Here is a 13353-nt window from a genome sequence, read left to right as displayed (position 1 = left end):
AGCACACAAAGACCTTAAATTAATTCGTCAAATGCAGGCCGGAGAGACTCCATTTCAGGAATATCAAAATTATCCCTGTTTGAAACTTCATAAATATTGACAAAATCGAGTGCATTGTGCATGATCTGCATCTTTTGATATATAGTCCGTAGCCTGAATAGAACGAATGGCTGCTGTCTTACTCAGTGGAGATTTTAAGTGGCAAATATTAAGTCAGCAATTAAACGCGCCCGTCAAAACATTAAATTGCGCCAACATAATGCCAGTGCGCGCTCAATGTACCGTACTTTTGTTAAAAATGTACTGAAAGCCGTTGAAACAGGTGACCATGAAGCAGCTAAAGCAGCTTATGCCAAAGCACAACCTGTTATTGACAAAGCGGCTGGCAAGGGCCTGATTCATAAAAATAAAGCAGCCCGTATTAAAAGCCGTCTGAGTGCTCGTATCAAAGCGATGTCTGCATAATTTCCTTTTTAGTTCTCACATTCAAGAATGTGAGAACTAAAACTCTACTTCGATTAAGTCTTCTTTTAAAATCAGTAAAGTAGTTCCACTCTCGACCGAACATCGTGACCGTTATTCCTTTCTTTACACAATCTGGCGTGTCTTTGCGCACATTCAATAGCAGTCCATAATTCCATATCCCATAGGTCCACCGCATAACAAGTACCTTTGGAAGTCTCAAGAAAAAAATCACTTTCGTCTTTACCACTACGACGATAGGAAAACCCTCTGATTTTATCCTGGCATAACTTGTAAAACTCATGATATTCATTGGAACTGAGATCATAGGCCTCTACTGCATCCGGTGTACTAAACTGCTGAACCATGCTCATAAAATATGGGTAATTATTTGGTGCGAAGCGTAAATAGTCTGGCGGATATTTTTTCTTCAAATTCTCTTCCGGTTCAAGAATTGTCTTCTTCGCTATTTCTTCCAGAAGTTCATAATAGGTATAACCTTTCAAATACCGGCAAAGGGAGTAAATGAAAACATGCTTGCTGCCAGGATCGCCGCCATTCGTTTGCCTTAAACGCTCCTGCATTTTAATCTTGGAGTCTCTATCAACCTGGAAAATCAATTCAAATATTTTACCCTGCGGATTCTCGACCTCTCCCCTGAAAAGCTGCAGCTGTTGTTTATAGAATAAATGATCGCTTACTCGGGTAGGCCTCTTAAATAAACCCCATTCCTCGTAAAGCCGAGGCTTGGTTTGATAAGAGCCAGGGATCACTGAGTCGTGCAAGTCGGTGGCATTGGCAAGAAAATCGGAAAAGTCTTCCAGCACTAGCTCACTTAATTCGGCTACAAAAGCCTGGTGTTGTTGTTCATCTCGAAAATGTGAATATATCACTACGCCTTCAAGCTCACCGGCCATCCAACGATTTTGCAGCAAACCGGCGTAGTTGAACCCATTATCTGTGTCACCAAATCCAGGACAATTTCCAAAATTTTGAAAAGCATGCTTCTGTTCACGAAGCTTCATTTCAAATTGTCCAGGGTCCCTTCTTAATAACTCAAGGCTGTTGGGGGAGGAAAGCTCCATATCATTATGGGAAAACTCTTCTCCCCATATCTGACACATATACGATTTTTTATGAGCAAGTTCTTTAGGGAGGAATATTTGCTGCATCAGAGCCTGCGGTTTTCCCTGTAACCCATGATAGGCTCTTTCAAAAAATTGTTTATAGCGTGCGCAACGCTGCGGAGAGTAAATATCTAATATACGGAAAAAATCACCAAACAGTTCATCAAATGGGGTACGCTCCCCATAGGCTGCTTTAAAATACCACCAAAGGGAGGAAGAGGCGGTACTGTGTGAATTGGAGATGGTAGAAGGATTACAAGCGGCTATTCTGTCCGGAGCGCCCAAAATATTGTTGAAGGTCTCGCCATTATTGTGTAAACGCCGCCATTTCAGAAGAAAAATATCAATGCTATCAATACTGTTTTTGATAAAATTAACTAAACGCATTTCAGTGATAGTGGATAAACGATTGGTTAATTCTCCCCTCAAGGTCTTGATCCACAAATTAATAAAGCAATAGAGTTGCATGCTGGAATATTCAGCGGTGTGATAAAGCGGTACATAATCCGGATGCTCAGCCAGAAAACTTTTCTCTCGCTCAATCATGGTCACTATCTGAGCGACAAACTGTTCGTTTTCCAGCATTTGTTTACCCGCATCAGGCAGCACCTCTTTGGTTATTGTCCAATTAATGGGCCGGAAACAATGTTTCAAAAAATAGCTGAAATCCGCTTTGACATTCCCTGTGTAATTATTACCCAAATATAGTTTTAACAAGCCTGTCGTGGGTGTATAGGGTGAAGCTGGAGGGAGTTCATCAGCAGGAGCAGGTTCCGGTTGCGGCAGCTCTTCTGCAAAAGGCCTTGCCCGTAATCTTTCAACAATGCGGGCCTGATTCACTATCAGATACGCCTGGTCTTCCGGTTTTTCAGCACGGTTTGACATTAATTGTTTGTATTGATCATAGCAATCTACATTCTGGAACGTTTTACCGTCAACTAGTGAATGAACGAAAGAAGTAGCATAATTGATGTAGCTAGTCAGTTCTGCTAATGACGTCGGATTAGAAATAAGCCCCACTCCCAGATCCGGATCAATCATATGATGGTCGCCTCTTGTGGCGACATAGGTTTGCAGGGCTGCGGTATCTCTATTCTCGATCTGAATGGATAAATGCTGTAATAACAAATGTTCCATAAAGATTTGTGCATCAGAATAGGGAGCAATATCGTCTTTTTCTGAATGTGTTATCAGAATGGGAATATCGGTTGGCATCGAACTGGCATGTGGATATTTAACGCCGCCGCTAAAATGGGCGCCGCTAAACAGATTTTCAAAAATGCCTTTTTTTACCTGTGCTAACAAGTGCGCATTGATGAAGGAGCCAAAACTACCCCCTCTGAGAATTGCCTTAGGACTACTGATAAAGCCCATTGAAAGCATGTACTGAGTCACTGCGTAAATATCCTGCGGTCCATAAATATGATGCTTGTCTTTAGCCGAGTCCTTCCATTTAAGCCAATCCTCTTTTTCCTTACCCTCGATTGGATAATCGGTACTCCCTCGATAATTAGGGCAGGCGACAACAAAACCATGCGTTAGAAAATAGGCTATTTCAGCATGTAGATTTTCCTTTGACATGTATACATTTGGACCGCCATGTGTATGAATAATTAATGGCGCTGGATGCTCAGCACTGACAGTTTTTGGTTTGAACAGCACAAAGGGAATTGGAGGCTGACCTTCAAATAAAGGAGGAGCAAATTCATCACTGGCTATAATTTCAATGCCAGCAGTTGCTTCTCTAAACGCATTTTCATAGCATTCCAAAAAAACCTTGCTTGTAGAAAAACGGGCTTTATTTTTTTGTTTAATATATAGTTCAATTAAGGTTTGAGGAGTCATGCCGGGATACTAAATGATCAAATTGCGTGCAATTATATCATTTTTATTGCTCTTCTTGTCAAACCGTTTTTAGGGAACTGGAAGATACACATCGAAACGGATGGTTTTGCCTGGGATATTAGAATTCGCCGGAAACAAGGGAGGAAGGGATTGCGGCCATTTTACAACCACTTTATTGCGGACTCTTTTCCTGGCAATCTGCAATAACTGATTTGCATCGTAATCACTGCCAATCAGCTGCTGCAGCACCTGCAAATCTTTTTTTACCAGCGCTGATTTTTGCCGCACCGGATGCATGGGATCGATATAAATGATATCAGGATACTCCTCTTCCTTTAATTCATTCAAAAAATGAATTGCATCGCAGTGCAGAACTGTTAAATGGAGGGCATTTTCAGACACTTGATCACGGCGCATTAAGGCATCCTCTAATAATGCCGCAATCACCGGATTTCGCTCCAGCATCAGAACGCTGGCTCCAAAAGAAGCAAGGACAGCCGCATCCCGTCCCCAGCCTGCTGTGGCATCGATTATGTGCAAACCGGCTTGTGGTTTGCATGCCCGAACCAGACCCTGCTTTTTGCCCTCGTTTTTGCGAGCTTGCCAATAGCCAGGATCAAAATTCGCCTGCTGGGCTGTAAAAGGACCAATTTTGAGTGATAAACCCTTGCTGGCGACAAGCAACTGGTTCTTTGCTGATAAATTGATGGGCAAATTCAAGCGCTTTGACAACTCTTCCGCTTGCGAATACTGCAGATCGTTTTCATAGACAATGGATAAATTTTCAATCATCCCTGTCCTTGCAAACTTTCCACATATTCCAGCAAGGAGTGGTAAACAGGAACTTCCGGATAATTCATCAGCCCTACTCGATCAGTCATTGGCGATAGCACCATAACAGGGGTGGCGCCAGCTGCCATTGCTGCCTGGATATCGGATACTCTGTCGCCAACGAAAGGAACCCCTTCGAGAGAACAGGAAAACCTTTTTGCCAAGCGTTGCAATAAACCAGGCTCTGGTTTGCGGCATGAACAGCCCTCATCCGGCATGTGAATGCAATATTCGATGGCAGCTATTTCACCCCCAACCGCCTGTAGCTCACCAAGCATTTTCTGATGTATCCGCTCCAGCGTTTGTTCAGTGTAATAACCGCGCGTTACGCCGGACTGATTGGTGGCAATACCCAGCAAATAACCTGAGCGGGTCAACCTGGCAATAGCCTCTTTGCTGCCTGGCAAGAAATTAAAATCATCCTCGCAGCGAATATAGTTGATTGAATCGGAATTAATAATTCCATCCCGATCCAGCAAAATCACTTTATTCATGATACCGTCTGTAATACCGAAATATCTGCTACACTCTGGAGCAGTACCTGTAAACGACTGAGCAAAGCCAGGCGATTGGCCCTGATTTTTTCCTCGTCGACCATAACCATCACTCGCTCAAAAAATGCATCAACCGCGGTTTTTAAACCGGCTAGTTGATTTAATATCAGCGAATATTTTTTAGTTTCCTGCCAACTTTTAGATCGTTCCTCAACTTCGAGAAGTGAAGCATAAAGATGCTGCTCAGCAACTTCGGAAAACAGGCTGGAATCCACATGGTTATCATTGCTTTGCTGCTGCAGAATATTGCTGACACGCTTACAGGCCGCCGATAGTGAACTCGCTTCGGGCAAGTTAATAAATTGCAGTAATGCCTGAATTCGTTGATCAAAGTCATAGAGATTGTCAGCCTGGCGGGCACGAACAGCCAGCACGATATCATTGCTTATAGCTTGCGCCTGATAATAGGAATGCAAGCGTTCCAGAATAAAGGCTTGAATTTCTTTCAAAGCCGGCTCATTCGCATCAATCAGACGGCCATAAGCGCTGATTGAGGCCTCAATTAATTCAGAAAGATTAAGCTCGGTGTTATTACTCACCAGCATACGCACAATGGCTAAAGCATGTCGCCGCAGCTTGAAAGGATCTTTCATACCAGTCGGCTTCTGCCCAATTGCAAAAATTCCGACCAGGGTATCCAGGCGATCAGCCAAAGACAGGGCTAGGCCAAGAGAAGACTGAGGAAGACCATCACCCGCAAAGCGCGGCAGATACTGTTCATTAAGAGCGACAGCAACGTCCAGCTTTTCACCATCATGCCGGGCATAATAGTATCCCATAAGGCCCTGTAATTCCGGGAACTCACCCACCATACCGGTCATCAAATCACACTTGCCAAGTTCTGCTGCACGCATTGCCTGTTCTCTGTCTAAACCCAGAGGCTTTATGAGATGTTCCATAATCCCTTGAATGCGGAGCGATTTGTCGAGCAAACTACCCAGTTTTGCCTGAAAAATTACTTTCGAAAGTGAATCAAGGTGTCTGGAAAGTGTCTGCTTTTTATCCTGCTCAAAAAAGAATGCCGCGTCACTTAAACGCGCGCGCATAACCTTTTCATTACCCGTGATCACCTGCTTCGGCTTTTTGCTTTCAATATTTGAAATTGCAATAAACAAGGGCATCAACTGCTGGCTTTCATCCTTTAGTGGAAAACATTTCTGATGTGATTGCATAGAAGCGATTAATGCTTCGGGAGGCACATCCAGAAAAGCCTGATCAAAACTGGCTAACAGGGCCTGTGGCCATTCAACAATTGAGGTCACCTCATCCACCAGCTCTTCAGGCATGATGGCCGTTCCTCTGGCCTCTGCTGCTGTTTTTTCAATCTGATCAACTATTAATTGACGGCGTTTGCCAAAGTCAGCAACAACCGACGCACTATGTAAAGCTTGTTCATAATCGGCAGGCTGGTCTATTTGAACAGCGTGGGGATGATGAAAACGATGTCCGTAGGTGATGCGTCCTGTCGCCATACCAAAAATGCTTGCTTTAATGATTTGCTTACCCCAAAGCATGACAGCCCAGTGAACAGGTCGTGAAAATTCATCATCACCTGTTCCCCAGCGCATGGGTTTTGGTATCGGCAAATTAGCCAGTGCCTGTTGGACCAGTGCAGGCAGTAGAGTTTCGCTGGGTGCTCCAGGTGAATGACTTTCATAAACAAACCATTCGCCCTTATCGGTTTTGCTGCGGCTAAGCTGTTCAACGTCTACTCCACAGGAGCGCGCGAACCCAAGAAGCGCAGGAGTGAATTTACCCTCCGCATCATAAGCCGCAGCGACTGCCGGACCTCTTTTGACTGAGGTTTGAGAGGGCTGTTCTTTGGCCACATTGCTTATCAGGACAGCAAGGCGCCTTGGCGTAGCAAATGATTTAATTTCATCATAAGCAATTTCGGCTTTTTCTAAAGCATCCTTCATGTTATAGGCTAGTTCTTTAGACAGAGGCAAAACAGAGCCGGAAGGCAACTCTTCACAACCCAATTCAAATAAAAAATCATTGACCATGTTTACACCTTTAATAAAGGAAAGCCCAGGGCTTCGCGTGCCTGATAGTAAGCCTGTGCAACCGACCTTGATAATTGGCGCACACGCAGAATATAGCGCTGTCGCTCAGTCACCGAAATGGCATGTCGCGCATCCAGTAAATTAAAGGCATGTGACGCTTTAATAACCATTTCGTAAGCGGGTAAAGGCAAGCCCAGTGCGATTAATTTTTCAGCTTCAGTTTCGTAATAATCAAACTGACTGAATAAGGCCTCCACATTAGCTTGTTCAAAATTATAGGCTGACATTTCCACTTCGTTCTGATGAAACACATCGCCATAAGTCACTGTTTTGTCCTGAGTCTTGCACCAGGGCAAATCAAAAAGATTATCTACGCCTAAAACTGCCATGGCGATACGCTCAAGACCATAAGTGAGCTCGCCAGTGACTGGTTTACAGCTTAGGCCGCCCACCTGCTGGAAGTACGTAAACTGAGAAACCTCCATCCCATTTTGCCAGACTTCCCAGCCTAATCCCCAGGCACCCAAGGTAGGAGACTCCCAATTGTCTTCTACGAACCGAATATCATGGGTTAAGGGATCAACTCCCAGAGCGCGCAGCGAATCAAGATACTTTTCCTGAATATCCAGTGGAGACGGCTTCAGAATCACCTGAAACTGATAATAATGCTGTACGCGATTGGGATTATCACCATAGCGCCCGTCCGCCGGCCTTCTGGATGGCTGGACATAGGCCGCAGCCCAGGGCTCCGGGCCAATGGCTCTCAGGAATGTCGCTGGATGAAAGGTGCCGGCACCGACTTCCATGTCCAGGGGCTGTAATATCACGCATCCCTGATTGGCCCAGAATTGTTGCAAGGTCAAAATAATGTCCTGGAAAGTCGATGGTTTATTCATTCTTATCTCATTTACTCTATGTTTCAGCAAAGTGTAGCAAATATGACATTACTAAAAGAAGTCGTTCTTCTAAAGCAATTCTTGACTTCTACATTCTGCCGCTTGGTCGCAGAATCCAGGGAACCAGGCGGACTCATGGATCGCGCGAAAAGTCCATAGGTATCTACACATCTCTGAAAACGGAGTCTGCTCCTCGCTTCTACGTCCCTCGGCTTGTCCGAGGGATCCAGGAATCTCATAGAAAAACACTGGACCCTGCGGACAAGCCGCAGGGCGTGGGGGTGAGGTGTAGATACCTATAAAACAAGTCGCGAGACGTAGGACAACCCTGATATAAATCAATTTATTGTTTCATAGGTCAGCCTGCCCTTAATAAAAGAACAGGTTAACAATAGCAAGAACGCTTAGTTGCTTCCCGCTTTCTTAATTAAATCAATCAATGCCTCTTCACTGGCGGCTCCCGGAATGAACGCTGGCTCACTGCCGGCCTTAAAGCTGCCGTTGGGTGTCGATGCAACGATAAATGCGGGTGTTCCCATCAAATGCAGTTTTTCAGCTAATTGGCGATTCGCTTCCAAAGCATCTGTTACTGTTTGACTATTCATATCCGCAGCAAACTTGGTCATATCCAGACCAGCCGCCTTCGCCGCATCATTAATGCTTTGATCAGTAACTTTCTGATCCTGATTAAACAAGGCATCATGCATCGCTTTGTATTTGCCCTGCATCGCAGCCGCTAAAGCAGCACGGGAGGCCTGTTCAGAGCTTTTTCCAAAAATAGGAAATTCTTTGTAAATAACACGCAGATTAGGATCTTTTTGTATCAATCCACCAACGATAGGCGCCATTTTTTTGCAATGGATACACTGATAGTCAAAGAATTCAACCAGGGTGACATTGCCATTGGGATTACCCAAAACAGTTAATTTGTCGTTGAACAAATCGTTAGCATTGGTTTGAATTGCAGCCTGAGCTTGTTGCTGCATGTTTTGCTGTTGTTTTTGCTGCAATGCCTGGGAAGCTTCAATCAACACTTCGGGATTATTAACCAAATAATCATGAATGACCTGCTCCATCGCTTTCTTTTGCGCGTCGGGTATGGAAGCGGTTGCGGCAGTGTCTGCTGCGGTATTGCTATCTGCCATAGCCATTGGAGAAAACATTGCAGTAATTAATGCGCCAGCTGTTAACAGTCCTGAAAATTTCACGAAAATCCCCTTAATTTATAGTCCACATTGCTGGTGCTCCATCACATGAACTGTGGAGCCACCCGTTTCAATTTTCCGGATGAACCGTAGCATCAGCAGATTTTAATTTCAAGTTAATTTTAAACCTCTTGCGGTGTCAGATTGGCGTAAGCAAGCACGAGCCATTTTACTCCATGGCTTTTGAATTTAACCTGTACACGCGTATGAGCCCCGTTTCCTTCCACAGAAATAACCACGCCTGTTCCAAATTTGGCATGAGAAACTGCCTGACCCAATTGCAATCCGGCATCTTCCGCCAAACTGGCGGTCATGGCTTTGGGAGTGACTGGCTTCTGGAATTGCGTTTTTACCCTTAATTCGTGCAAAAGCTCTGAGGGTAATTCACGCAGGAAGCGAGAAGGACGGTGATACTCTTCACGACCATACTGCCGCCTGACTTCCGCATAAGTCAGAAAAAGCTCTTCCATTGCCCGAGTCATCCCAACATAGCATAGTCTTCTTTCTTCCTCGAGCCGTCCAGGTTCCTCAATAGACTGCTTACCGGGAAAAACTCCTTCCTCCATTCCGCTTAAAAACACGACCGGAAACTCCAGACCCTTCGCCGCATGAAGGGTCATCAGATGGACATAACGCTCATGCTCTGCCGCCTGCATTTCGCCCGCTTCAAGCGAAGCATGAGCTAAAAACGCCACCAGTAAAGGCAATTCCCCATCATAATCATCCTGCTCATAGCGAAACTGTTTGGCAGCACTGATTAACTCCTGCAGGTTATCCAGACGCGATTCAGATTTATCCCCCTTCACTTTCGCGAAATGAGCATACAGGCCGCTTAAATTAATGACTTCATTGAATTGTTCATCGAGTTCAAGCCCTGCGATTCGCTGTTGAAGATCTTTTATTAAATCCAGAAAACGGGCCAGGGCACTGCTTGCCCGCTGAGTCAGTGTGGAATTATTAATTAACAGTTCAGCTGCCTGCCAAAGCGAGATTTGCTCTGTTTTAGCCAAATGGCGCAGCTCATCCAATGTTTTTTCACCTATGCCGCGTGTCGGAAAATTAACCACTCGCTCAAACGCGGTATCGTCGTTTGAGTTGGCCATCAATCGCATATAAGCCAGGGCATCCTTAATTTCTGCTCGTTCAAAAAAGCGCAGCCCCCCATGAATTCGATAAGCAATTCCTGCATGCAGCAGTGCTTCCTCCAAAACACGGGATTGCGCATTGGAACGATACAAAATCGCCACCTCATCGGCGCTGCGTCCCTGGCTCAATGCAAGGCTAATGCGATCACTGATAAAGCGTGCTTCATCCAGCTCATTAAAAGCGCTGTAAACGACAATCTTTTCACCAGCTCGCCCTTCTGTCCACAGTTCCTTACCCATTCGAGACTTGTTGTTGGTAATCAGGGCGTTAGCTGCTTCAAGGATGGTCGACGTGGAGCGGTAATTCTGCTCCAGACGAATCGTTTCCGTATTGGGATAATCCCTGACAAACTGAGCGATATTTTCAACTTTCGCCCCCCGCCAGCCATAGATCGACTGATCATCATCCCCCACTGCCATAACCACTGCCTGCTCACCGGCTAATAAGCGTATCCAGGCATATTGAATGGTATTGGTGTCCTGAAACTCATCCACCAGAATGGCGTTAAATCGCTGGCGGTAGTGCTCAAGGATATCCGGATTATTACGCAGCAATTCATGCGTTCTAAGCAGGATCTCGGCAAAATCAATGACGCCTGCGTTCTGACAGGCTTGCTCATAGGCCTCATAAATGCGAATCAGAGTACGGGTAGGCCCATAGCTTTGTGCATGGATATGCGAAGGGCGCAGGCCCTCATCTTTTTTACCGTTAATAAAGGATTGAGCCTGCTTTACTGGCCATTGCTCTTCATCAAGATTAAGTGAAGCAATCACGCGCTTCAGCAGACGAGCCTGATCATCACTATCGAGAATATGAAAAGATTCCGGAAGGCGCGCTCTTTCATAATGGCGGCGCAACATACGATGACAGAGCCCGTGGAATGTACCTACCCATAAACCATGAACCGGGCTGTTAAAAATCTGAGCAAGCCGGCTGCGCATTTCTCCAGCAGCCTTATTCGTAAAGGTCACGGCCAGAATAGAGGAAAAGGGCATGTTATAATGTGAAACCATCCATGCTATCCGGCTTACCAGTACTCGAGTTTTACCGCTGCCAGCACCTGCTAAAACCAGAACATTTTTTAAAGCAGCAGTGACGGCTTCATATTGTTTTTGGTTCAAACCCTTTGTTAATGCTTCTACCGTCATGCATGACTCCCACTTCAAAAAATGAGCTATTATCTTAAATTTAGTGGAGTTAAAGCAATATTTATGGAATGTTTTCCAATTCAGATAAACAAGTATATGATTAGTAAAAAGGAAGATGAGCAAAACTATGCATACCCTATACCCACCCATTAAACCCTACTATGTCCATGAGCTCCCCGTTGCGCACCCTCATGTATTGTATGTTGAGGAAACAGGAAATCCCGAAGGTTTGCCGGTTATAGTATTGCATCCAGGGCCAGGGGCTGGAGGTGACGCCTATCTCAGGCGCTTTTTTGATCCGCAGGTTTATCGCATCATTCTATTCGATCAGCGCGGTTGCTGCCGCTCCACCCCGCATCTTGAGCTTAACGACAACACGACACAGTCGTTACTGGACGACATCGATGCTATTCGGGATTACCTGGGGCTTCAGCGCTTTGTTTTGTCAGGCGGAGGCTGGGGAAGTTTATTGGCATTACTCTATGCCGAACTCTATCCTCAGCAAATCTGCGGCTTATTGTTACATCGTATTTTTTTAGGCAGACAACAGGATATTGACTGGTTTTATCGTCAGGGCGCTAATTTGATCTATCCCGATTACTGGCAGGAATTTACTCATCTCATTCCCGAAACCCAGCTTGATAAAGTGCCCGCTTATTATACCAGCCGCTTGCAGGGGCTTAATGAATTAGGGCGTATGTCCGCGGCAAAAAACTGGACACTGTGGCTGGCTCGCTGCAGCAGCCTGCAACCTCATCAAAACCTGATTGATCAGTATAGCGACCCGCATTTTGCCCTGACCCTTGCTACCCTCGAAACTCATTATATTAACAATCGCTATTTTATTGAAGAGAATCAGGTACTCAAGAATGCCAGCAAACTTCGTCATATCCCGGCATATATAATCCATGGACGTTATGACATGGTATGCCCTTTATCGGGTGCCTTGACCTTGCATCAGGCTCTGCCCGCTTCCAATTTAAGCATTGTGCGCGATGCAGGCCATTCAGACAGGGAGGCAGGAATTATTGATGCCTTAATATGCGCAAGCAAGGAAATGTCTCGCCAGAGATCAGACGCATGCTGACGGTTATGCTCTGTCATGGGTTTTTAAAAATTTTTTGTAACTCTCCAGGTACGTCTCCTGAGTGTAGAGAAGGAACTCAAACTGCTTAGAACTGAGCCAGACTCAGGAGATCCTTCACTGCGTTCAGGATGACGTTGATACGATTTGATTGAATTAAAATCAAACTTATCCACAACCTGGGGAGTTAGAATTTTTTTCATATTGTGGCGAATCCAGAGATAGTGGTAACATGAACTTTCCATGACTCGGAATAATTGAAATATCATGCGTTTAATGGCAGTTTTAACGACTTGTGCAAGCTCATTCCTGCTTGCCTCCTGTATCCATAAAGGCCCGAATCCTGTTGACCCTTATGAATCCATTAATCGCGAGACTCACAAGTTCAATATGGCATTTGATGCCACGTTTTTAAAACCGCCAGCCCGCCTTTACAAAGCGGTTTTACCAGGACCTGTTCGCGCCAGCATTAACAATGCCTATGAAAATGTGAATATGATTCCAACAGTAGGCAATGACTTGCTGCAGGGAGAATTACGTCAGGCAGGCAAAGACACATGGCGCTTCCTGATTAACTCCACCTTGGGTATCGCCGGATTTTTTGACCCTGCCAGCCGAATGGGATTGCCGCCGCACAGTAATGATTTGGGCCTTACTTTTGCAAAATGGGGTAACAAAGAATCCCCCTATATTGTGATTCCATTTCTCGGTCCAAGCACTTTCCGCGATGGTATGGGCATGCTGTTTGAATACCCGCTGCTAACGCCATATCCTTATCTGGACAGCACTGTTCTGACCAATACACTCATTGGAGTGAGATATGTTGATCTACGCTCGCAATTATTCGAAACTGAACGGCTTATGGATGAAGCATTGGACAAATATGCCTTTATCCGCGACGCTTACTTACAGCACCGTAATTATCGAATTACTGGCGAACAAGGACAAACTGGTGACTCAGAGTCTCTGTATGTTGAAGAAAATGGAGAGGAAATAAGCAGCAATTCCTCACTGGGTAGTGATTATGTCGATGAATAAGGTAGAATTGG

The 13353-nt window shown here is 45.1% G+C and carries 10 protein-coding genes; 3 read left to right on the top strand and 7 right to left on the bottom strand.

All coding sequences use genetic code 11. The features are described 5' to 3' along the window. Positions 1-198 precede the first annotated feature (198 nt). Entirely contained in the window at positions 199-465 is a 267-nt protein-coding gene (gene rpsT / locus B1207_RS12055) for a 30S ribosomal protein S20 (protein WP_058507698.1), read from the top strand. 71 nt (positions 466-536) lie between these two features. On the opposite strand, the gene B1207_RS12050 is transcribed toward rpsT, so the two are convergent. From B1207_RS12050 to uvrD, 7 genes are all read right to left on the bottom strand, one after another. After that, the gene (locus tag B1207_RS12050; protein WP_112220216.1) at positions 537-3434 is read right to left on the bottom strand and encodes an alpha/beta hydrolase family protein; all 2898 of its coding nucleotides are present in this window, start codon (positions 3432-3434) and stop codon (positions 537-539) included. Positions 3435-3503: 69 nt separating this feature from the next. Beyond that, on the bottom strand, positions 3504-4226 hold the full coding sequence (locus B1207_RS12045) for a class I SAM-dependent methyltransferase (RefSeq protein WP_112220215.1): 723 nt from the start codon (positions 4224-4226) through the stop codon (positions 3504-3506). After that, positions 4223-4759, bottom strand: a complete 537-nt coding sequence (gene gmhB / locus B1207_RS12040) for a D-glycero-beta-D-manno-heptose 1,7-bisphosphate 7-phosphatase (RefSeq protein WP_112220214.1) — start codon at positions 4757-4759, stop codon at positions 4223-4225. Before gmhB ends, B1207_RS12045 begins: the two co-directional genes overlap by 4 nt. Next, complete coding sequence (gene glyS, locus B1207_RS12035) at positions 4756-6825, bottom strand: glycine--tRNA ligase subunit beta (RefSeq protein WP_112220213.1); 2070 nt, start codon at positions 6823-6825, stop codon at positions 4756-4758. The genes gmhB and glyS overlap by 4 nt, the downstream gene beginning before the upstream one ends. A 2-nt stretch (positions 6826-6827) precedes the next feature. Further along, the gene (gene glyQ / locus B1207_RS12030; protein WP_112220212.1) at positions 6828-7721 is read right to left on the bottom strand and encodes a glycine--tRNA ligase subunit alpha; all 894 of its coding nucleotides are present in this window, start codon (positions 7719-7721) and stop codon (positions 6828-6830) included. Positions 7722-8125: 404 nt separating this feature from the next. Continuing rightward, positions 8126-8929: a DsbA family protein gene (locus B1207_RS12025; RefSeq protein WP_112220211.1), complete on the bottom strand. Its 804-nt coding sequence runs from the start codon at positions 8927-8929 to the stop codon at positions 8126-8128. Between the two features lie 119 nt (positions 8930-9048). Further along, on the bottom strand, positions 9049-11220 hold the full coding sequence (gene uvrD / locus B1207_RS12020) for a DNA helicase II (RefSeq protein WP_112220210.1): 2172 nt from the start codon (positions 11218-11220) through the stop codon (positions 9049-9051). A 127-nt stretch (positions 11221-11347) separates the two neighbouring features. Here uvrD and pip point away from each other — a divergent pair, with 127 nt between their 5' ends. Further along, positions 11348-12307 (top strand): prolyl aminopeptidase, encoded by a 960-nt coding sequence (gene pip / locus B1207_RS12015; RefSeq protein ID WP_112220322.1) that lies wholly within the window; start codon positions 11348-11350, stop codon positions 12305-12307. A gap of 264 nt (positions 12308-12571) precedes the next feature. Further along, positions 12572-13342: an MlaA family lipoprotein gene (locus B1207_RS12010; protein WP_112220209.1), complete on the top strand. Its 771-nt coding sequence runs from the start codon at positions 12572-12574 to the stop codon at positions 13340-13342. The last annotated feature ends 11 nt before the right edge of the window (positions 13343-13353 follow it).

Source organism: Legionella quinlivanii (assembly GCF_003265995.1).
Classification (GTDB): Bacteria; Pseudomonadota; Gammaproteobacteria; order Legionellales; family Legionellaceae; genus Legionella_C; species Legionella_C quinlivanii_A.
Note: the sequence above shows the minus strand (reverse complement) of the source record. Positions and strands in the feature narration are given on the sequence as shown.

Excerpts from the sequence above, each read along its gene's own strand:
- glyS (WP_112220213.1), bottom strand. The coding sequence starts at position 6,825 with ATGGTCAATGATTTTTTATTTGAATTGGGTTGTGAAGAGTTGCCTTCC.
- B1207_RS12050 (WP_112220216.1), bottom strand. The coding sequence starts at position 3,434 with ATGACTCCTCAAACCTTAATTGAACTATATATTAAACAAAAAAATAAA.
- gmhB (WP_112220214.1), bottom strand. The coding sequence starts at position 4,759 with ATGAATAAAGTGATTTTGCTGGATCGGGATGGAATTATTAATTCCGAT.
- B1207_RS12045 (WP_112220215.1), bottom strand. The coding sequence starts at position 4,226 with ATGATTGAAAATTTATCCATTGTCTATGAAAACGATCTGCAGTATTCG.
- glyQ (WP_112220212.1), bottom strand. The coding sequence starts at position 7,721 with ATGAATAAACCATCGACTTTCCAGGACATTATTTTGACCTTGCAACAA.
- uvrD (WP_112220210.1), bottom strand. The coding sequence starts at position 11,220 with ATGACGGTAGAAGCATTAACAAAGGGTTTGAACCAAAAACAATATGAA.
- pip (WP_112220322.1), top strand. The coding sequence starts at position 11,348 with ATGCATACCCTATACCCACCCATTAAACCCTACTATGTCCATGAGCTC.
- B1207_RS12010 (WP_112220209.1), top strand. The coding sequence starts at position 12,572 with ATGCGTTTAATGGCAGTTTTAACGACTTGTGCAAGCTCATTCCTGCTT.